17 protein-coding genes are annotated in these 20,707 nt (G+C 67.0%); 9 read left to right on the top strand and 8 right to left on the bottom strand.

The window, feature by feature from the left end; translation table 11 throughout:
• Window positions 1–31: 31 nt before the first annotated feature.
• On the top strand, window positions 32–1,528 hold the full coding sequence (gene glpK, locus R2676_RS22560; RefSeq protein ID WP_009239731.1) for a glycerol kinase GlpK: 1,497 nt from the start codon (window positions 32–34) through the stop codon (window positions 1,526–1,528).
• A 70-nt stretch (window positions 1,529–1,598) separates the two neighbouring features.
• Here glpK and R2676_RS22555 read toward each other — a convergent pair whose 3' ends face one another.
• A complete protein-coding gene (locus R2676_RS22555; protein ID WP_027680524.1) occupies window positions 1,599–1,964 on the bottom strand; it encodes a hypothetical protein in 366 nt (121 codons plus the stop codon).
• A gap of 191 nt (window positions 1,965–2,155) precedes the next feature.
• On the opposite strand from R2676_RS22555, the gene R2676_RS22550 reads away from it, so the two are divergent.
• Entirely contained in the window at window positions 2,156–2,782 is a 627-nt protein-coding gene (locus R2676_RS22550; RefSeq protein WP_206272501.1) for a DUF1415 domain-containing protein, read from the top strand.
• Between the two features lie 273 nt (window positions 2,783–3,055).
• Here R2676_RS22550 and R2676_RS22545 read toward each other — a convergent pair whose 3' ends face one another.
• Window positions 3,056–4,669, bottom strand: coding sequence for a glucan biosynthesis protein (locus tag R2676_RS22545; RefSeq protein ID WP_206272502.1), 1,614 nt, complete (start codon window positions 4,667–4,669; stop codon window positions 3,056–3,058).
• Window positions 4,670–4,945: 276 nt separating this feature from the next.
• Here R2676_RS22545 and R2676_RS22540 point away from each other — a divergent pair, with 276 nt between their 5' ends.
• Together R2676_RS22540 and tcuC are read left to right on the top strand one after the other, a co-directional pair.
• Window positions 4,946–6,187 carry an AGE family epimerase/isomerase gene (locus R2676_RS22540; protein WP_206272641.1) on the top strand — a complete coding sequence of 414 codons (1,242 nt, stop codon included), beginning with the start codon at window positions 4,946–4,948 and terminating at the stop codon, window positions 6,185–6,187.
• A gap of 8 nt (window positions 6,188–6,195) precedes the next feature.
• Window positions 6,196–7,497 carry an MFS transporter gene (gene tcuC / locus R2676_RS22535; RefSeq protein ID WP_206272503.1) on the top strand — a complete coding sequence of 434 codons (1,302 nt, stop codon included), beginning with the start codon at window positions 6,196–6,198 and terminating at the stop codon, window positions 7,495–7,497.
• Between the two features lie 199 nt (window positions 7,498–7,696).
• On the opposite strand, the gene R2676_RS22530 is transcribed toward tcuC, so the two are convergent.
• Complete coding sequence (locus R2676_RS22530; protein WP_316857562.1) at window positions 7,697–8,788, bottom strand: ABC transporter substrate-binding protein; 1,092 nt, start codon at window positions 8,786–8,788, stop codon at window positions 7,697–7,699.
• Between the two features lie 282 nt (window positions 8,789–9,070).
• On the opposite strand from R2676_RS22530, the gene R2676_RS22525 reads away from it, so the two are divergent.
• Window positions 9,071–9,868: an AraC family transcriptional regulator gene (locus tag R2676_RS22525; protein WP_206272505.1), complete on the top strand. Its 798-nt coding sequence runs from the start codon at window positions 9,071–9,073 to the stop codon at window positions 9,866–9,868.
• A gap of 36 nt (window positions 9,869–9,904) precedes the next feature.
• Here the strand turns inward: R2676_RS22525 and R2676_RS22520 are convergent, their stop codons facing one another.
• Together R2676_RS22520 and R2676_RS22515 are read right to left on the bottom strand one after the other, a co-directional pair.
• Window positions 9,905–11,230, bottom strand: a complete 1,326-nt coding sequence (locus tag R2676_RS22520) for an ATP-binding protein (RefSeq protein ID WP_206272506.1) — start codon at window positions 11,228–11,230, stop codon at window positions 9,905–9,907.
• A gap of 3 nt (window positions 11,231–11,233) precedes the next feature.
• Window positions 11,234–11,965, bottom strand: coding sequence for a response regulator transcription factor (locus R2676_RS22515; protein ID WP_027680449.1), 732 nt, complete (start codon window positions 11,963–11,965; stop codon window positions 11,234–11,236).
• Window positions 11,966–12,167: 202 nt separating this feature from the next.
• Here R2676_RS22515 and R2676_RS22510 point away from each other — a divergent pair, with 202 nt between their 5' ends.
• Entirely contained in the window at window positions 12,168–12,965 is a 798-nt protein-coding gene (locus tag R2676_RS22510; RefSeq protein ID WP_316857561.1) for a MipA/OmpV family protein, read from the top strand.
• A gap of 12 nt (window positions 12,966–12,977) precedes the next feature.
• Here the strand turns inward: R2676_RS22510 and R2676_RS22505 are convergent, their stop codons facing one another.
• Entirely contained in the window at window positions 12,978–13,898 is a 921-nt protein-coding gene (locus R2676_RS22505; RefSeq protein ID WP_206272507.1) for an alpha/beta hydrolase family protein, read from the bottom strand.
• A 117-nt stretch (window positions 13,899–14,015) separates the two neighbouring features.
• Between R2676_RS22505 and R2676_RS22500 the strand changes: the two genes are divergently transcribed.
• Both R2676_RS22500 and R2676_RS22495 read left to right on the top strand, forming a co-directional pair.
• Entirely contained in the window at window positions 14,016–14,975 is a 960-nt protein-coding gene (locus tag R2676_RS22500; protein WP_206272508.1) for a helix-turn-helix domain-containing protein, read from the top strand.
• A gap of 90 nt (window positions 14,976–15,065) precedes the next feature.
• Window positions 15,066–15,830, top strand: a complete 765-nt coding sequence (locus R2676_RS22495; protein ID WP_206272509.1) for a PepSY-associated TM helix domain-containing protein — start codon at window positions 15,066–15,068, stop codon at window positions 15,828–15,830.
• Between the two features lie 71 nt (window positions 15,831–15,901).
• On the opposite strand, the gene R2676_RS22490 is transcribed toward R2676_RS22495, so the two are convergent.
• Window positions 15,902–16,765, bottom strand: a complete 864-nt coding sequence (locus R2676_RS22490) for a MurR/RpiR family transcriptional regulator (protein ID WP_316857559.1) — start codon at window positions 16,763–16,765, stop codon at window positions 15,902–15,904.
• Between the two features lie 288 nt (window positions 16,766–17,053).
• On the opposite strand from R2676_RS22490, the gene R2676_RS22485 reads away from it, so the two are divergent.
• On the top strand, window positions 17,054–18,100 hold the full coding sequence (locus R2676_RS22485) for a porin (protein ID WP_004628924.1): 1,047 nt from the start codon (window positions 17,054–17,056) through the stop codon (window positions 18,098–18,100).
• Window positions 18,101–18,380: 280 nt separating this feature from the next.
• Here R2676_RS22485 and R2676_RS22480 read toward each other — a convergent pair whose 3' ends face one another.
• Window positions 18,381–20,654 (bottom strand): mechanosensitive ion channel family protein, encoded by a 2,274-nt coding sequence (locus tag R2676_RS22480; RefSeq protein WP_206272511.1) that lies wholly within the window; start codon window positions 20,652–20,654, stop codon window positions 18,381–18,383.
• Window positions 20,655–20,707 lie beyond the last annotated feature (53 nt).

Below are 20,707 nucleotides of genomic sequence, written 5' to 3'. Positions count from 1 at the left end.
CTCCGGCCCGGCGGTCACCTGAATCTGCCTTATGGAATACCTCCTCGCGCTCGACCAGGGCACATCCAGCTCACGCGCCATCGTCTTCAACCGCGCCGGCCAGATCGTCGCCAGTGCCCAGCAGGAGTTTCCGCAGCATTTCCCGCAGCCCGGCTGGGTCGAGCATGATCCGTTCGACATCTGGAACAGCCAGCTCGCCACCTGCCGCGCCGCACTCGAACAAGCCAAGCTCTCCGCCGCCGACATGGCCGCGCTTGGCATCACCAACCAGCGCGAAACCACCATGGTGTGGGAGCGCGCCACCGGCAAACCGATCTTCAACGCCATCGTCTGGCAGGACCGCCGCACCGAAGCCATCTGCGAGCGCCTGCGCGCCGAGGGCCTGGAAGACGAGGTACGCAAGCGCACCGGCCTGATCATCGACCCGTATTTTTCGGCCACCAAGCTGCGCTGGATTCTCGATCACGTGGATGGCGCCCGCGAGCGCGCCGCGCGTGGCGAACTCGCCTTCGGCACCATCGACAGCTGGCTCGTCTGGCAACTCACGCGCGGCCGCCTGCACGTGACCGACGTATCGAACGCGTCCCGCACGATGCTGTGGAACATCCACACCGGCGAATGGGATGCGGACCTGATGCGCGCGCTCGACATCCACCCGAGCCTGTTGCCCGAGGTACATCCGTCCGCGTATCAATTTGGGCAGACCGATGCCGACTGGCTCGGCGCCTCGCTCACGATCGGCGGGATTGCCGGCGACCAGCAATCTGCGTTGTTCGGTCAGGCTTGCTTCAAGCCGGGCATGGCCAAGAACACCTACGGCACCGGCTGCTTCATGCTGCTCAACACGGGCGACAAGGCAGTCCAGTCGCACAACGGCCTGATCAGCACGGCCGCGTGCCAGAGCGGCACGAAGCGCAGCTACGCGCTCGAAGGCAGCGTGTTTGTGGGCGGCGCGGTCGTGCAGTGGCTGCGCGACGGCCTGCGCGCCATCCAGCGCTCCGCAGACGTCGAAGGCCTGGCCGCCTCGGTGCCGGATTCGGGCGGCGTGGTGTTCGTGCCGTCGTTCACGGGGCTGGGAGCGCCGTACTGGGATCCCACCGCGCAGGGCGCCATCGTGGGCCTGTCACGCGGCACGACCATCGGCCACATCGCCCGAGCCGCACTGGAGTCGATTGCCTTCCAAAGCACCGCGCTGCTGCAAGCGATGACGCGCGATGCCGTTTCCACCATCTCGGAACTGCGCGTCGACGGCGGCGCCTCGGCCAACAACCTGCTGCTGCAGTTCCAAGCTGACCTGCTCGGCATTCCTGTCGTGCGTCCGGAGATCATCGAGACCACGGCGCTCGGCGCGGCCTACCTGGCCGGCATCGCCACGGGCTTCTATCGCGATGAAGCGGAAGTCGCCCAGCAATGGCGCGCCTCCCGCACGTTCCACCCCGTCATCAGCCGCGACGAGGCCGCGCACCGCATCGCCCAGTGGGAAATGGCCGTCGCGCAGGTCCGCCTGCCGACCACGCGCGGTCACTGACGGTGCACGTTGAGCCCCCAAGAAAAAAGGCGGCCCGAAGGTCGCCTTTTTTCATGGTTCCGCCAGCGGCTTACTTGCCTTCGCTGTTCGGCGTCTGGGCGGGCCCGCCTTGTTCGCTCATCGCTTCCTTGCGCTTGGCGCGCGCTTCCTTCTTCTCAGCCTTGCGGTTGGCCTTGGCAGCCTTCTTCTCTTCCTTGTAGGCCGCCTTGGCGTCGGACTTGCGAGCCTTGTATTCGTCGCTGGCGGCCTTGTCGTCAATGCGCTTCTGAACCAGCGGGTCAGACGACGAAGTGGCCGGCCCGCCTTGCGGGGCGGTCTGCACGGTGCCGGTGGTCTGCGGTGAAGTCTGGGGTGCCGGCGTCATCTGTGCGAAAGCAGCCGACGCAGCAAAGGTGGCGGCAACGGCGAGGGCGGTTTTCAGGCGCAGTTCAATCATGGTTGATCTCCTTCTTTTACAAAAACGCGGAATGGACTGACCACATAAGCGGCGCACGAAGCACCTGAGGTGATCTCGGCGCACATCAACGGCGCACGCCGGGCGTTGCAAATCACAACACCCGTTCCGTCGCAAGAAGCGCTCCCAGCCCATCGACTACACTGCGCGCTGTCTCCTCCCTCGCGTACGCCGTGTCCAATCACGCCCCCGATTTCGTCCTGCTCGATCCGCCCGCCGATGCCCTCAACTTGGACGCAGACGCCGCCGCCCTTCATGTCGCGACCGTGCAGCGCTGGCTGGAAGACGCCGTCATCGGCCTGAACCTCTGCCCGTTCGCCAAGGCCGTTCACGTCAAGCGGCAAGTCCGATACGCCGTCAGCCGCGCCACGATGGACGGCGACGTGCTCGACCACCTGCGTGCCGAGGCCGACCTGCTGCACGCCACCCCCGCCGCACAGATCGACACCACGCTGCTGATCGTCCCCGCCCTCGCCGACTTCCTCGATTTCCACTCGCTCACGGAACGCGCCGAATCCGTACTCGCCAAAGCCGGCTACGAAGGCGAACTGCAACTGGCCAGCTTCCACCCCGATTTCGTCTTCGCCGACGCGGAGCCTGACGACATCGCCAACGCCACCAACCGCGCACCGGCCCCCATCCTGCATCTGCTGCGCGAAGACAGCATCGCCCGCGCGGCCGCGGCCGTCCCCGACGCAGCGGACATCTACGAACGCAATATCGCGACGATGGAAAAGCTGGGCCCCGAAGGCTGGGCAGAAATGGCAAAGAAGTTCAGCAAGGCACCGCCCCGCGACTAACCAACTGACCAAAGGCAGCGACGGTCTGGACGTTGATGCCCTAGATGGCGCCTTGAATTTCTGTGAGCGGGCGGAAAAAGGAAGGAGGCCTGTCTGAGCGCAGCGAGTTTGCCTCCTTCCCCGCACGGTCACATAAATTCAAGGGGAAGTCGCCATCTCGGGCGCGCATTTCTTTGCTTACTTTCTTTGGGCAAGACCAAAGAAAGTGAGTCAGCCCCGGCAGGGGATGAAACAAGAGATGGACCACCCGCATCAATCAAGCAAGCCAAAGAATCAAACCGCTCGATCCACCGGCGGCGTCCACTGATACGCCCAAGTCTCAGACAGCAACCGCTCCCCCGACTGCAACGTCAGCAACAACTCAATCGGCGCATTGCTCGCATCCGGCACCACATCAAACATCGCGCGGACGCCATCGATGCTCGCCAGCGGCCGCGCCGATGCAATCTCCACCCGCCCGCGCGAGGCCCGGATGACGGGCTCCACAGTCGACCCCGCCGTGCTGCGCCCCAGCCGCGACAGCTCGCCGCCGGCAAAGTCCACGACAAACCGCCACGAGAAGTATTTGCGCGGCTGCCCCACCACGCCACCAATGCCCGTGCGCGTCGCGACCACGCGCGCCAGTGGCGAGGCCGCCGCGGGCTGCGCGCCCCACGTCAGCCGATAACCGAACGCCAGTTCCTGCCCGGCATGCGGCGCCACAGCCGGCCGCCAGAACGCGACGATGTTGTCGAAGGTTTCATCGTTGGCCGACAGCTCCACCAGTTCAACCGCGCCCTCGCCCCAGCCATGCGTGGGCTCGACCCACACGCTCGGGCGCTTCTCGTAGAAGACGCCGTCATCCTGATAGTGATCAGGATTGCGGTCGCGCTGCAGCAGGCCGAAGCCGCGCGGGCTGTCGTCGGCAAAGCGCTGGCTGCGGAGCATGGGCGGATTGGCCAGCGGCCGCCAGACCCACTCGCCCGAACCGCGCCAGATGGCCAGGCCATCGGAATCATGGATTTCCGGGCGCCAGTCCGAGGCGCGCCAGCGACGTGCGGCGCTGTGGCGATCGCCGGCGCGGTCGGTGCGGTCGTTTTCGCCGTAGAGGAACATGCTTGTCAGCGGGGCAATGCCCAGGCGCTCGATCGGCTTGCGGACGTAAAGCGTGGCGGCCACGTCCATCACCAGCGTGTCGCCGGGGCGGATGTCGAAACGGTAGACGCCGGCCACGCTGGGCGAATCGAGCAACGCGTAGACGCGCAACGTATCGGCATCGGCGGCCGGGCTCACCAGCCAGAATTCCGTGAAGTCCGGAAACTCTTCCGCACGCGGCAGGCCGGTATCGATCGCCAGCCCGCGCGCCGACATGCCGTACTGCCACTGCCCCCCAACGGCGCGGAAGTAGCTCGCGCCCAGGAAAGCGGCCACATCGCGCGTCGGGTCCGCCTTGGTCGTCAGCCGAAAACCCGCGAAGCCGAGGTCGGCCGGCAGCGCCTGGTGATCCAGCCCGCTCCTGCCGTAATCGAACATGGCCGGGTCATAGGCAATCAAGCGGGCCTGCCCGTCCACCACCTCGTGCATCTGCACGGCCGACTTGAAGAACAGCCCGAGGTGGAAGAACTTGGCCTCGAACGGCAAGTGCTGTCCGGCCCACAATGCGTGATCGGGGCGATAGCCAATCGATTGATAGCCGTCCCAACCGAGCGTGGCCAGCGGCGGGGGCAACTGCGTGCTGCGCGGCCGGTAGGGCCGTGCGGCCAAGGCCCGTGCACGCGCCAGCAGGCGAGCTTCGTCAAACGGTTCGGAGGCGCCAGCGGCGGGGCCGGGCGTGGCGCTGCGGGACAAACCAGGAGCCAGGGCAAGCAGCCCGGCGGCCAACTGCTTGAGCAGGTCGCGACGGTGCATGGATCGGGGCAGGACCAGGGGATGAGCCAGGGGTGATTCATCTTCGCACAACCCACGCCCAGGCAGCATCCGGCAAAAACCTTTCATTGGACCCACAACCCTGCACGGTGACCGGGAATGGCTCAGTTGTGCGTGGCGCGGGGCCGCCAGTTGGAGCACAATCCCGGGTCTGTTCACATGTAGAACGTATGTACGTCGCCTATGGTGAACAGAACAGATACGAGCAGCCGGCCTGGCTAGAACGGGTCGATGCCCGCCACGATCATCACGGCGCACATGCTTTCACGACCCTCCACGCCCCCGCTGCCCGATACGGCCAAGACCGAACCGTCCGCCGCGATTGCGGCTGCGCTGGAATCGTTCGACCGCTACTACGACGACGTCCTGCTGCCCATGTGGCTGGGGCCCGGCTGGAACGCGCAGGCCGGTCTCTGCTATGAGGCACTCGTCGTCGACAACGGTGCGCTGGTGCCGGCGTCCACCGCGCGGTACCGGGCGATGGCCTGTGCGCGGCAGCTGTACACCTTCGCGCGCGCCACGCAACTCTCCAAGCGCCACCGCGATCTCTGCGCCGAACGCGCCGCCGCCCTGTGTCATGCGCTGGACACGCGCTTTCGCGACACGATCCACGGCGGCTGGCTGTTTGCGATCGACAGCGCGCTGGCCCCGGACGACACCACCAAGGATCTGTACACGCACGCCTTCGTGCTGTTTGCCACCGCACATTGGCTGGCCGTGAGCGAAGACCCGCGTGCCGCCGCGCTGATGCACGACGCGCACGACGTGATCACCCGCAGCTTTGCGCGGGCCGGCGCCAAGCCGCTGCCGGTCGCTTCCATGGACGGCACGTTCAGCACCACGCTGGCCGGCGTCGCGCAGAACCCTGTGATGCACCTGACCGAGGCGTACCTGGCCGCCGCCGCGCTGGACGAGCCGCCCGCGTGGGCTGAGGCCGGCGTGCGCACGCTGGCCGAGGGCATCCTCGCGCGCTTCATCGATACGCGCACGGGCAGCATCGCCGAGTTGCCGGTTGACGAAGCCCACCCAGACAACCGCATCGAACCCGGTCACCAGTTCGAATGGTTCTATCTCGTGCGCGCACACGCCGAGGTCTTTACGCGGTCCGAAGCCGGGCGCCATCTGGCCGAGACGCTCGCCCGCGCGGTGAATGCCGCCTGCGCCGATGGCGTGGACCCGGCCACGCAGGGCGTGTGTCTGTCGCTCAACCTGGACGGCACGATGCGCGACGCCAGCCAGCGTATCTGGGCGCAAACCGAATACGGCCGCGCCCTCGCGCTGTGCACCGAAACGCAGGGCGCCATGCTCGCGCGCCTGCTGCCGGCGTGGTCCGCGCGCTTCCTGCATGCGCAAGGCTGGAACGAAGTGATCGACCCCGCCGGCCAGCGCCTGCGCGCCGACATGCCTTCGAGCACGCCGTACCACATCACCACCTTTTACGAGGCGGCCCGCAGCGCGCTGACCGGCTCGCCCGCACGTTGTACCCAAGCTGTTGAGTGAGACCCATCATGCATACCTCCAACCCCAACGAATCCAAGGCCCGCACCGTCTTCCGGGTGGTTAGCGGCAACTTCCTGGAGATGTACGACTTCATGGTCTACGGCTATTACGCCAAGGCCATTGCCGACACCTTCTTCCCCGCCGGCAACGAGTTCCTCTCGCTGATGCTGTCGCTGGTGACCTTCGGTGCCGGCTTCCTGATGCGGCCCCTGGGCGCGATCTTCCTCGGCGCGTACATCGACCGTCACGGCCGCCGCACGGGCCTGATCGTCACGCTGGCGCTCATGGCCTGCGGCACGCTGCTGATCGCGCTGGTGCCGGGCTACGCCACCATCGGGCTGGCGGCGCCGTTGCTGGTGCTGATCGGCCGGTTGCTGCAAGGCTTCTCGGCCGGCGTGGAGCTGGGCGGTGTGTCGGTCTACCTGGCCGAAATCGCCACCCCGGGCAAGAAGGGCTTCTTCGTGAGCTGGCAATCGGCCAGCCAGCAGGTGGCGGTCATGTTTGCCGCGCTGCTGGGCGTGCTGATGTCGTACCTGCTGCCGCCGTCCGAAATGAGCGCATGGGGCTGGCGCGTGCCGTTCCTGATCGGCTGCCTGATCGTGCCGTTCCTGTTCATCATCCGCCGCTCGCTGCAAGAGACGGAAGAGTTCCAGAAGCGCAAGCACCGTCCGGACTTGCGCGCCGTGTTCCGCTCGATGGGCCAGAACTGGCGTCTGGTGGGCGCAGGCACGCTGATGGTCGTGATGACCACGGTGTCGTTCTACCTGATCACCGCCTACACGCCGACCTTCGGCAAGAGCGTGCTGCACCTGTCAGACCTGGACAGCCTGATCGTCACGCTGTGCGTGGGCGCCTCGAACTTCTTCTGGCTGCCGGTGATGGGCGCCGTGTCCGACCGCGTCGGCCGCCGCCCGCTGCTGATCCTCTTTACGGTGCTGATGCTGGTGACGGCGTACCCGGCCATGCAGTGGCTGGTGAGCGCACCGTCGTTCGCCCGCATGCTGATCGTGCTGCTGTGGCTGTCGTTCCTGTATGGCAGCTACAACGGCGCGATGGTGGTCACGCTCACCGAGATCATGCCGCCGGAAGTGCGCACCACCGGTTTCTCGCTGGCGTACAGCCTCGCTACGGCCATCTTCGGCGGCTTCACGCCGGCGATTGCCACGTGGCTGATCCACGAAACGGGCAACAAGGCGATGCCGGGCGTGTGGGTGTCGTTTGCCGCGCTGTGCGGGTTGATTGCTACGCTGGCGATCGTCAAACCGGCGGGCAGGCATGAGCATGGGGCGGGGACGGCGCCTGTGGCTTAACTGGTCTCATGGATGAATGAGCGCCTCTCAGAGGGGGATCTCTCTGAGGGGCGTTTTTTGTGCTTTTGGTTTTTGCTGGGATTTTTTGTTGGTGGTCCATCCTCTTTTCGTTCCCTGCCGGGGCTGAAACAAGGGATGCACCACCAACAAAGAACCCCCGCTCCCTCCCACTTCCATCCCCATCATCGCAGCGCGAGCATTACTGAATCACCAGCCCATTCGGCCCCACCACCCCCAGCTCCACATAATGCGAGCCCGGACGCGTGCGGTCGGAAAAATCCACCACAAATCCGCCACCCACATCGAAGTTGCGCAGATGGGCCAGCTCGCGGCGCACCTGGTCGCGCGTGGGCTTGGGGCCGGCGCGGCGCACGGCTTCGGCCAGCACCTTGGCGGCCACAAAGCCTTCCACCGCCCGGAATGACAGTTCGACATCCTTGGCGCCGACGGCCGCGCGTGCGCGGTTGAATTCGCGGATGACCGGGTTCACGCCCTTGCCAGGGTTAGGCATCACGAGCGCGAGGGAATAGCCGCGCACCGCGTCGATGCCGGCCACCTTGAGCAGGATGCCCGGATCAATCGACGACAACCCGAGCAGCTGCGCCCCACCGCCCCGCGCGCGGTATTGCTTGATGAACTGTGCGGCGGGCTCCGCCGTGGCGCCCAGGAAGATGGCCTGCACATCGGCGCCGAGCAGCTTGTCGACCGCGGCGCTCAACGAGGCCGTATTGCGCGGGTACGAAGCCGTGGCCCCAATCGTGAGTTTGTACGGCTTGAGCATGCGCTCCACGCCGGCCAGCACCTCCTTGCCCAGCGCATCATCCTGATACAGCACGCCGATGCGCGTGACGCCGATGGTGACGAGTGCGCTCACCATCTTGTCGATCTCTTGCTGGTAGCTGGCCTTGATGGGAAACACCAGCGGATCGCCGGTCATGCTGGAGGCACCGGTGGCGGGGCCGACCAGCGGCAGGTTGGCTTCGGCCAGCACGCCGCTGCGCATGAGCGCTTCCACATTGGCGGTGCCGACCACGGTGAGCGCTGCCACGGGGTTGTCGATCTTGGCCATGTCGCGCACGTTGCGGACGGTCTGCTCGACCTTCTGCTCGTCGTCGCGGGCGACCAGGCGGATGGTTTCGCCGTTGATGCCGCCGTCCAGGTTGAGCCAGTCGAAATACAGCCGTGCGCCGGCGTTGAGCGCCCGCCCCGTCGCGGCCTGGGTGCCGGACAGCGGCAAGGATTGGATGATGCTGATGTCGGCGTGGGCGGCTGGCGCTGTCAACGCGGCCATGCATGCCACCCACGTGGCAAGCGCAGCCCATGGCCGCAACCATCCCATCGCCCCGCGCGCCCCCCGGCTACGCGTGTGATTTCCCGTTTGCATTGTTCGCACCCATTTCGCCGCGTGCCTCGTGGGCAACGGCGTTTTTGTCGAGACCGCTTCGGCAGTCCGCTTTCTAGTGTGGCGCCCCACAGCATCGGCGCCGGGCGATAGCCTGCCATCGACGTCGGGCTTCGACAAGTCCTGGCGCCGCATTTACACTGGCCCGACCGTTTCTGTCGCAAACCCGCCATGCCACAGCGCCTCCTGCCCACCGATATCGAAGGCCGCACACCGCCCTCAGCGGCGCATCTGGTGCGGCTTTACACGCGGCAGATGGAGGCCAACACGCGCTTCCCGCGCCACACGCATCCGTGGGCGCAGGTGGCGTATAGCCACAACAGCGTGCTGCGCGTGCAGGCCGGCGACACCGCCTGGGTGGTGCCGCCTTCGCGGGCGATCTGGATTCCGCCCGGCATCGAACACGAGGTGTGGGTGGTCGAGGCCGCCTTCCTGCGTACGCTGTATGCCGACCCGTCCGTGGTGACGGGCACGCTCGCGCAGTGCCGCGTGATGGAGGTGTCGCCGCTGCTGCGCGAGCTGATTGCCGCGATGGACGTCCGCCAGCCCCTGCCGGCTGCGCGCGAGCAGGCGCTGGCCACGCTGATCCTCGATGAGCTGCGCCGCAGCGCCCCGCTGCCGCTGGATCTGCCCATGCCCGCCGACAAGCGCCTGCGCGCCCTGTGCGAACGCGTGATGGCCGACCCCGGCACCTCGCTCACCTTCGACGCGCTCGCTCGCGACGTCGGTGCCAGCGCCCGCACGCTGGCGCGCCGCTTCCGGGACGAACTGGGCGTGAGCTTCTCGCAGTGGCGCCAGCAGGCCGTGCTCGCCAGCGCCATCCCGATGATGTCGCAAGGGATGCCGCTGTCGCGCGTGGCGCAGGAGCTGGGCTACAACAGCCAGAGCGCGTTCTCTGCGATGTTCCGCCGGGCGTTCGGCAGCAGCCCGAGCGCGTTTCTGCATCGACCGGGCGGCGAAGACGCTTAGCCTTAGCGCGCCTGGAACGCCCCGATCCTGCTGCGCCTACAGCGGCGGGATCGTCATCGCGGGCAGCAGCACCGCAAACCGCGCCCCGCCTGCCGCACCGGCATCGAGGCGAACGTCGCCGCCATGCACGAGCGCAATACGCCGCACGATCGCCAGCCCCAGGCCGAAGCCGCCGGTGTGGCGGTCGCGGCTGGCATCCAGGCGCAGGAACGGCTCGAAAACGCGCGCGCGATCCGGCTCGGGAATGCCGGGGCCGTCGTCTTCCACCGTCAGGCGCAGCGCCCCCGAGGGCCCCGCTTCAGCGCGGATGGTGATGGTGTTGCGGGCATAGCGCGCGGCGTTGCGGATCAGGTTGAGCAGCGCACGCGCCAGCAGGCGCGGGTCGCAGACGTGGTGCGCCGGAGCGCCCTCGGCATGCACGGCCAGGGTGAGCTGTCGGTCGGCCACGTCGTTGGCGACGCTGGCGACCACGCTGTCGAGCCACTCGTCCACCGCCACGCGCATCAGCACAAGGTGTGTGGCGCCCTGCTCCAGGCGGCTGAACGCCAGCAATTCGCTCACCAGTTCATCGAGTTCGCGCACGTCGCGACGCAGCGCATCGAGCCGCAGGTTGTGCTGCGTTTCTGACGACGGCGAGGACGGCGACGGCGGCGACTGCAGCAGCGCGATGCCGAATTCCAGCCGGGCAATCGGCGTCTTCAACTCATGCGAGATGCCGTTCATCATCTCGCGCTGGTGCTGGATCGAGCCCTGGATGCGCTCGGCCATCTCGTCAAACTGGCGCGCCAGCGCATACACGTTCGAGCGTTTGCGCAGATTGGCGCGCGTCCCCAGGTTGCCGGCCCCAAAACCGCGCGCGGCGTCTTCCAGCACGCGCAGGTCGCGCCAATGCATCCAGACCCAGAGCAGCAGCGGCAGCAGGGCGGCAATGGCGATCAGCGCGTAGGCCATGAGCTGGATGCCGAGGTAGTCCATATCAGCGCTGTAAGCGTGCAGCACGGTGCCGTCGCGCAACGGCAGGTAGTAATCCTTGCCGTTGGTCATCAGCACAAGTTTCTTGTCGGCAAGATCGCGCCGTTGCTGCGCGGAGAAATTCGGCACGGTGTCCGGATCGACGATGTCGAACTTCTCCCACGCGTTCTTGTTCAGGCGCGCGATGGCGGCATCGCGGCCCGCGGGGCCAGTGAGGTCGGCGCGGTCCAGGTACTCCTGCAGCACGAAGGCGTAGCCCTTGCGCACCTCGCGCTCGCCATGCGTGAGCGTGTCGTGGAACATCCACACGAACGACTTGTTCACGCCGATCAGCGCCAGAGCGGCCGCCACCACGACCATCGCATACAGCTTCAGTAACGACTTGAGCACGGTTCAGTCCTCCCACGCCGAGGGGCTGAACAGATAACCGCGTCCCCAGATTGTCTTGATCTTGTGCGGCTCGGGCGAGGCATCGCCAAAGCGGCGGCGCAGGCGCGAGATGCCCGAGTCGACGGTCCGGTCCAGCCCGTCGAATTCGATGCCGCGCAACTGCTTGAGGATGTCGTCGCGGCTGAGCACGGTGCCGGCCGCGCGCGCCAGGATCAGCAGCAGGTTGAACTCGGCCGTCTTGAGGTCGACAGGCTGGCCGCGCCACGTCACGGTGCGGTTGGGCGGCGAGATGGAAAGTTCGCCGAAGACCAGCGTGTCGTCGCGCGGCGCTACCGGCTCGGACGTCGACATGACAGGCGTCGAACGGCGCAGCAGCGCGCGAGCCCGGGCGACCAGCAAGCGCGGCTCGATGGGCTTGAGCACGTAGTCGTCGGCGCCGATTTCCAGCCCGGCCACCTGGTCGTACGTGTCGACACGCGCGGTCAGGATCAGCACCGGCACGCGCGAGAACGCGCGGATGCGCCGGCACACTTCCATGCCGTCCATGTGCGGAAGCATCAGGTCGAGAATCACCAGCGCGGGCTGGTGTTCACGCACGGCGGCCACGGCAATGTCGCCGCGGCGCACCACTTCCACTGCAAATTCATAGTTGCCCAGGTATTCGCCGACAAGCTGCGCGAGGCGGTCGTCATCTTCGATCAGCAACACCTTGGTCTTGAGCGGCGCGTCGGTCATCGCGGTCATCGCCCGTACCCCCGTTTCTTCTTGTGTTGGCGCGCAGTGTACGGCGCCGGCCTTGCGAGCGGATGGGGCGGAGAAACTTGCAGACACTCGCGCACAATTGCGCACAACTTCCCGGCAATTTCCAGACAGACGTGCGCGTGGCATCTCGCCAGACTGCGGGCTCTCTCTCAAGAGGTCCAACAAGAGGTCCTACGTGCTCAATCGTCTCTCCCCCCGGTTTTCCGTCGCTTATCTGGCCGTGCTCTCCGGCATGTGGCTGTCGCCGTCTTCGGTGTATGCCGATGAATCGTCGTATTCCCTGTCGCTCAACGCGGGCGTGGCGCCGCGCTACCAGGGCAGCAAGGAGTACACCGTGACGGCCGGCCTGGGCTTCCGGGCAGATTTCGGCAACGGCTGGTTCATCGACCCGACGCAGGGCGGCGCAGGCTATGCCCTCCGTTTCCTGAACGGCATGTTCGCCTCGGCCGCGCTGTCGTATGACCCCGGCCGCTCCGACACCAACCGCTACGGCCGCCCCGGCTCGGATCACCTCAAGGGCATGGGCACCGTCAAGGGATCGCTGATGGGCGTGTTCACGGTGGGCGGCAAGCTGATCGGCGACACCATGGGCAGCGCCACGCTCGAAGTGCCCATCACGAACCGCGAGCGCGGCTGGTCGGGCCACATCGACGTGGCGGCGCCGATCGTGAGCTGGGGCAGCGACAAGATCAGCGTGAGCCCGAGCCTGCATTTCGGCTCGAGCAAGTACATGCAGACGTACTTCGGGGTGACGCCGCAGCAGTCGGCCAACAGCGGCTTTGCCGAGTACAGCGCGAGCAGCGGCCTGCAAGCGGCCACGCTCACGGTGGCGTGGACGCATACGTTCTCGCGCCACTGGGCGGTGCAGACGGCGGTGGGCACCTCGCGCCTGCTGGGCAACGCGGCCAAGAGCCCGATCGTGCAGAACAAGCAGAGCTACTTCGGCGGCACGGGCCTCGTCTACACGTTCTGATCGGGCCGCCAATCAAGCGAGGGCGTCCAGCCACGCCACGGTTTCGCGCCACCACGGCGCGCCGGACGATGCGCGGAAGAAGCCCATGTGGCCGACGCCCTTGGCACCGAGCGCCGCGCCGCTCACTTGGCGGCGCGTGACGCGAGTGGCGGGAAACTGCGCGATGAGCGCATCGATGGCGTTGGCCGGCGCCATCGGGTCATCGTCAAAACCCCAGGCGAGCAGCGGCACGGTCAGCCTCGGATAGCGCGACGTATCCAGCCCCGCGCCAGGCGCAAAAAGATAGCCGCGCCGACGGGCAAAGCGCGCCCAATCGGCGAGGATGGCGGCCGGAATCGACATCGGCCCCATGCTGACGGCCGCCAGCGGCAGCATGCCGCCGCGCACGCGCGCCACCGCCCATGGAATCCGCACGTGCAGCAGCCACGCGAGTTGCGGACGACTTAGCAGCCCGCGCCATGGCCACAGCCGCGCGTTCGCGAGCGACACCGCCACGTGCACCAGCGCATCGGCGTGCACGATGTGCGGCGCCAGCCCCGCCAATTGCCCGCCCGCGCTGTGGCCGAGCACCACCAGCCTGCGGCCGCTGCAGCCCTCGGGGACGAGCGTGTCGTGCACCCATTTCAGCACCGCGTCGATGTCGTGCCGGCCCCAGTCGGCAAAGCGCGGCGTGCCCGGGCCGGTCGCGGCCGCCTCGCCAATGCCGCGGTAGTCGAACGTCACCACACGCCAGCCCGCCAGGCACAGCGCCCGCGCAAACGCCGCGTAGAACTGGCGCGGCACGCCCAGCGCCGAGCAGATCACCACCGTGCCGTGCGCGCCCAGCCCGGGGCTGGTGACCGTCACGGGCAGCATCCAACCGTCGGCCGTGCGGACGTGGTCGTCGCGGGTGGGAAGGGCATCGGCGGGGTAGTCGATCGATTCGCGCTGCATGGGCACTCCGCTCGGGCTATCAAGTTGGGATGGACCGAGTATTGGCGGCGCGGGATGCGGTCACAATTACGCGACAGGTAATCGCGGCAGCTACCCGACTCTGCTTCAATAGGTGACATGACGCCCACCAAGCCCGCCTCCGCCTCGTCCATCGACGACACCCTCATGCTTGAAGACGCCCATGCCTCTCATGGCGCCCAAGCGGCCCAAGCGGCAATCGAGCCGCCTGAAGCGGCGCTTTCCCGGTTCCCGCAGTTGCTGCGTTTCTGGCGCACGCGGCGCGGCTATAGCCAGCTGGCGCTGGCCCTGGCGGCGGGTGTATCGCAGCGGCATGTGAGCTTTCTGGAATCGGCTCGCGCGGCGCCCAGCCGCAACATGATCCTGCAACTGGCCGAGGAGCTGAACGTGCCGCTGCGCCATCGCAACCAGATGCTGCTGGCGGCCGGTTTCGCTCCCGCCTATTCCGAACAGGGCCTCGCCACGCCGGCCGATGAAACCTCGCCGATGATGCAGGCGGTGCGCCACGCGGTGAAGCTGATCCTCGACAAGCAGGCGCCGTATCCGGCCATCGTGCTGGACCGTTTCTGGCACGTGCTCGACGCCAATGCCGCGCATCGCCGCCTGATGCGCTGGGCCATCGGCGACGACCGGTCCGAAGGCGCGCCGGGTGCCGTCAACATGATGAAGCTGGTATTCGACCCGACCGCGCTGTGGCCGGCCATCGCCAACCGCGATGCCGTCGGCCGCTACCTGGCCCGGCGCGTGCGGCAGGAACTGGCCCTGCAAGCCATCGACCCGGCGACGCAGCGGCTGCTGCACGACATCCGCGCGATGCAACCGGCGCTGTTCGATGCGGCGGATGCGCCGGCAGCCCACGCTACGCCCGCGCAGGATGCCGGGGATCCGCCGCCCTTCCTGCCCATCTCACTGCAGCGCGACGGCGTGACGATCTCGCTGTTCTCCACGCTCACCACGCTGGGCACACCGCGCGATGCGGGGCTGCAGGAGATGCGCATCGAGTGTTTCTATCCGGCGGATGAGGCGTCGCGGCGGGCGTTGGAGCGTATTACGCTGTAAGTTGCACCTGATTGCAACGAGAATCATTCTCATCTATATTGGCCGGTCGATTTGCCTCCCTCCGGCGGCCGTTGCGCCGCCTTGTGCTTCATGACCGACCTGTCCCAACCCCCACTTTCGGCTGAGCCGGCCGCCAATGCACGCCCGGCCAAGGCCAAATCTGAACACCCGGCCAACCACCGCGCCACGATCGTCCGCTGGCTGCGCAAGACGCACGGCTGGTTCGGCCTGTGGGGCGCCGTGATGGGCCTGATCTTTGGCGTGTCGGGCATCTGGCTGAACCACCGTGCGGTGTTGAAGCTGCCCGTGGCGCAACAGCGCATCAATACGCAGATCGCCCTGCCCGACCCCGTGCCGGCCACGCCCGAAGCGATGGCCGCGTGGCTCCAGCAAACGCTGAACACGCCGGAGCCGGCCACCCGCACGCGCGTGGAGAAGGCCAAGCCCGTGGCCTGGGCCGAACGCCCGGCCAAGGGCGAAGGCGCCCAGGACGGCAAGAACGTCGACGCACCGCGCGAACCGGCCGCCAAGCCGCTGATGCAGCCCGAGCAATGGACCTTCAACTTTGGCAGCGCCACCACGCAAATCCAGGCCGAATACTGGGCCGGCAACCGCTCGGTAGCGATCCGCCAGACCGACAACGGTTTCCTCGGCACGCTGATGAACCTGCACAAGGGCGTCGGCATGACGGTGCCGTGGATTCTGCTGGTGGATACGCTGGCCGGCTGCCTGATCTTCCTGTCGATCTCGGGCCTGTGGCTGTGGGTGATGACCACCAAGCGCCGCACGGTCGGCTGGACGATCTTCGGATTGGGAAGTCTGCTGGCGATCGGGCTGGCGATCTCGCGGCTCTGAGCACCGCATGTGTTGTGGATGGCGCCCGCGTGGCGCCATTTTTTTTGCCTTCGCGGCTTCGTTGCCGTCGCTTACGGGCGATCGACGCTGCGCTCGGTCAGCAGGCGCTGGATTGCCCGCATGCGCGAGCGCACCATCTCATCGCGGCGCTGCGCCACGCACGTCATCAGGATCTCGATGACAGTCAGATGCACGAGGTACGCCTCGGTGCCGACCCGCATCACCGCATCTTCTGGCACGTCCACCGTCAGCGCGATCTGCGCGCGCTCGGCCAGTGGCGTGCCCGCCTGGGTGATGGCGATCACGCAGGCGCCCTGCTCGGCCGCATAGGCGATCGACTCGAGCAGATACGGCATGCGCCCCACGTGCGAGAACGCCACCACAACGTCGGACGCGCCCAGCATGGCCGCCGACACGAGCTGCAGATGCGCATCGAAGTAGGCGTTGGACGCCAGCCCCAGCCGCATCAGCCGCGCCTGCATATCGTTCGCCATGAACGATGAGGCCGCGCCGGCCGCATAGCAATCGACGCGGCGCGCGCGGGCGATGCGTTCGGCGGCGGCGTCGACCTGCGTGGTGGACAGCGATTCGCGCAGCTTGGCCAGCGCCCGCGTGGCGCCATCGATCACCTTGCTGGCGACCAGCGCCGGCGGGTCCGCCCGGCCGACATGGCCCGGCGGCGTCGGCTGCGCGTGCGCGAGTTCAGCGGCCAGCGTGGCCTTGAACTCGCGCAGGCCTTCAAAGCCGAGCGCCTGGCACATCCGCACGATGGTCGGCATCGACACGCCGGCGCGCACGGCCAGTGTCTCGACGGATTGTTCGAGCGACAGCTCCGGCGCTTCCAGGATCAAGCGCGCCACGCCCTGCTGCGCCGGCGAGAGCGCGGGCAGCTGGTCGCGCAGGGCGTTGAGCAGCGGAACGGAGAACGAAGGCATGGCAGGTACGTAGGCGGCAAACGGAAATCAGCGTCGCCAGTGTAGCGGCAGCCCTGCCCCGCGCCGCCTGGCCGAGGGAAAACCCCCAAGAATCTGTAAGCCCGCGGTTTACGCGCAATGCCCCTTCAGCGGGCAATGCCCCAACCGGCGCGACGTGTGCGGCGCTTTGCCGGTGCATGCGTAACTTCAACCCTTACAGCGCAGACTTGCCTGAGAGTCGGCCCCCGAGCCAGGCCGGAAAACCCGTTCCGGCCGACACAACAGTCGTGACGACAATAAGGGAGCCACATGACCACTTCGATCCGTTCCATTCCGCTATCGGCCGTTGCACTGTCGGCGCTGCTGGCCTGCGGCGCCGCGCACGCGCAATCCAGCGTCACGCTGTACGGCGTGATGGAAACCGGCCTGCGCTACAGCACCAACAACGACGCCGACGGCCACGGCAAGGCCGAGATGGCGGGCGGCTACTACAGCGGCAGCCGCTTCGGCATTCGCGGCTCGGAAGACCTGGGCAACGGCCTGAAGGCCGTGTTTCATCTGGTCAGCGGTTTCGCCCCGGACACCGGCGTGGGCTCCACCAACGACATGGGCCTGGGCGGCTACAAACCCACCACGCCCGCCACCTCGCGCTTGTTCGGGCGCCAGGCGTATGTCGGCTTGGAAGGCGGGTTCGGCTCGCTCACGTTCGGCCGGCAGGAGAACCTCGTCTTCAACACGGCCGGCCAATACGACGCGCTTTCCATCGGCAACCTCGGCGCAACGGCGTGGCACGTCACCGCCACCGGCGTGCGCATCGACAACTCGGTCAAGTACGTGGGCGATTTCAACGGCTGGCGCCCGGGCGTGATGGTCGGCATGGGCGAGCAGGCGGGCGCGTTCTCTGCAGGCAACTACAGCGCGCTGTCGCTCAACTACGCCAGCGGCCCGTTCGCGTTCGGCGGCGCGTGGGAGCAGCAGAAAGACCTGCAATCGGTCGGTACCCGCACGTGGACCACCGGCGGCAGCGTGCAGGTCGGCCCGGCCAAACTGATGCTCGGCTACATCAACTACCGCGACGGCACGCCCACCAAGAACGACCTCATCCTCGGCGGCGTGAAGTACGACTTCAGCGGTCAGTACAACCTCGTGGTGGGCGGCATGGCCACGCGCCAGCGCGACCCCGACGGCCTGCGCTACACCGCCTACGCGATCATGAATTACGTGGTCAGCAAGCGCACGTGGCTGTACGTCGGCATGGACTACACCCACCAGAAAGACGCCGGCACCGTCCTGGCAGCCGCACTGCCGAAAGCCTCGCAGACCGGCGTCATGGTCGGCATGCGCCACGGTTTCTAAAACGAGACACGGCCTGGGCGCCAACACCCGCGCCCAGCCGGTTTGGCCTTTGACTTTCCTTGCCCTAGATGGCGCCTTGAATTTCTGTAAGCGGGCGGAAAAAAGAAGGAGGCCTGTCTGAGCGCAGCGAGTTTGCCTCCTTCTCCGCACGGTTACAGAAATTCAAGGAGTCTTTCGCCATCTCGGGCGCGCCTTTCTTTGCTTACTTTCTTTGGCAAGGCAAAGAAAGTGAGTCGGCCCCGGCAGGGGACGATACGCGGGATGGACCAGCAACACACCTTTAAGCCGGCGCCCCCGCAGCGGGTGGCTCGGCCGTAGGCGGCACCTTCCGCTCATCCGGCCCACCAATCCGCGTCATCCACTCCTCCAACGCCGCAGAAGTCCGCAACACCGTCCCCGGCGCCGCCAGCGGCACGCCCGCCTTGTCGAACGCATCCTTGAGCACAACGTTGAACGCCCGCAGCACATCCGCCTGCTTCTGCGGACGCGTCTTGAACCGCCCCTTGACGATCATCGCGCCACCTTCAAAGCGATCCAGCCCGAAGATTTCCGCACCGCCGAGCAACGTGTAGCCAAAGCGCGGCTCACCCGCAATCTGGTCGGCCGCCGCGCGTACCAGATCGATCGCCTGCTGCGGTTCGGCCTCCATCGCCACGCGCACTTCAAAGTCGGCAAACGAGTAATCGCGCGAGAGGTTGCGCACGGTCTTGATCTGGCTGAACGGAATCGACAGCACCGCGCCCGTGCCATCGCGCAGCCGCACGGTGCGAATGGTCAGGTTGATGACGGAGCCCGTGGCCACCCCCACGTCCACCACATCGCCCACGCTGATCGTGTCTTCCATCAGGATGAAGATGCCGGTAATGAAATCCTGCGCCAGCGACTGCGCGCCAAAGCCCACCGCCAGGCCGATCACGCCGGCGCCGGCCACCAGCGGCGTCACGTTCACGCCCAGGTTGGCCAGCACGCCAATGCTGGCCGTCACCACCAGCGTCACCTTCAGACCATTGCGCAGCAGCGGCAGGATGGTCAGCGCGCGCGTGCTCGGCTGCGCCCGCGCCGACGCCGGCGACAGCGCTCGCAGGATCGCCGTGTCGAGCAGGATCCAGACCAGCCAGGTGGCAAACACGGTGCCGATCAGGCCCACCAGGGCATCGGCGATGCGCTTGCCGTTGACCGAACTGTGCGCCACCTCCACCAGCGTGTGGCCCCACACGCGCAGCACCAGTTCGAGAAAGGCGATCCAGATGACGAGCTTGATCAGCGCACCGACGAAATGCTTGAGCCGCTCGAGATAAGGCGAGCTGCGCGCCAGACGTAGATGCGAGCGCCAGTTCGCGCGGGGGCGGACCAGGGCCGACAGGAAGAACGCCGCGACCAGCAGCAGCGACGTCATCACGGCACGGCGTGCCACGACGTCAACGTTATCCGGCGTCGTCAACGTGGCCATGACGGTGGCGCCGGCCAGCACCAGCACCGGCACCGGCCAGAACGCCGCCAGCAGCCGGCGGACCTGGTTGCCCGTGTGTTCGCCGCTGCGCAGTTCCAGCGGGCGATTGGCGATCAACTGGCCGATGGGCCGCCGCGCCCACAACGCGCCCACCGCCAGCATCAACGAAGACACCACGTTGCACACCGTGGCCAGCAGCAGACTGAGCGAGCCGCCCAGCACCAACGCAACCCGCGGATCGACCAGCGCATCGCCGCAGGCGCCCAGGCTGGCCGTCAGAAAGATCGGCCACATGCCGTGCTTGAACAGATATTCCACCGCCACGCGCCGGTGCGCACTGCCGGAAAACAGCGAGAACAGCATCGCCACGCCCGCCGTGATGATCGCGCCCCACACGATGGCGTAGGCCAGCACCAGCGCCAGCACAAAACCCGGCGAGGCGTCTCGGTCGAGCCACATGATGACGGCAAAGGAAATCGCCCACGGGCCGATCTTGCGCAGTGCATCGATCAACAGCGCGCGCGTGGTCGGATGCGGCCCGAGGCCCGCGGTGAGGCCAAACATGCGGCGGATCAGCCAGCCCAAGCCGAGCAGGCCAGCGGCGATGGCGGCCCAGATGCCAACCGTGCTCGCAAAGTCGGCGACCAGCGGCATACGCCGCTCGGGCGCCACGAGCAGGCTCGCGTTACCGCTGGCGGCTTCGATGCGGCGCAGCCAGTAGCGCGGCGCACCGGCCTCCACATCGGCCTGCAACGAGCCGTTCTCGATGAGCGACGCCACCGCGCCCAACAGGCCCGGCGCCTGTTCGGCCTGTACCTTCTGCTGCGCGCTCATGCCATCGCGCAGCTGCTTCAGTTCATTGACGAGGGCCGTGCGCTGCTGGTCGTTGTTGAGCAGCGTGATGACGGTGTCGAGCGACTGGCGCGTCTGCGCAGGGTCCGCCGCCGGCGCCGATGCGCTGGCGGTGGAAGTCGGCAGCCCGGCCAGCTTGGCAAACGACACCGGCGCGGCATCGGCCACGCGGGCCATACCGATCATCAGCAGAAACAGGAACGATGCGAGCGGCCACAGTCGCCGCGTGCAGAACAGGAAATGAGTACGCATGACAGGGAAAGCGATCGTGCAGACATCGATCACGGCACGATACGCGAATTCCC

This window comes from Ralstonia flatus, from assembly GCF_958439105.1.
Taxonomy (GTDB): Bacteria; Pseudomonadota; Gammaproteobacteria; order Burkholderiales; family Burkholderiaceae; genus Ralstonia; species Ralstonia flatus.
Note: the sequence above shows the minus strand (reverse complement) of the source record. Positions and strands in the feature narration are given on the sequence as shown.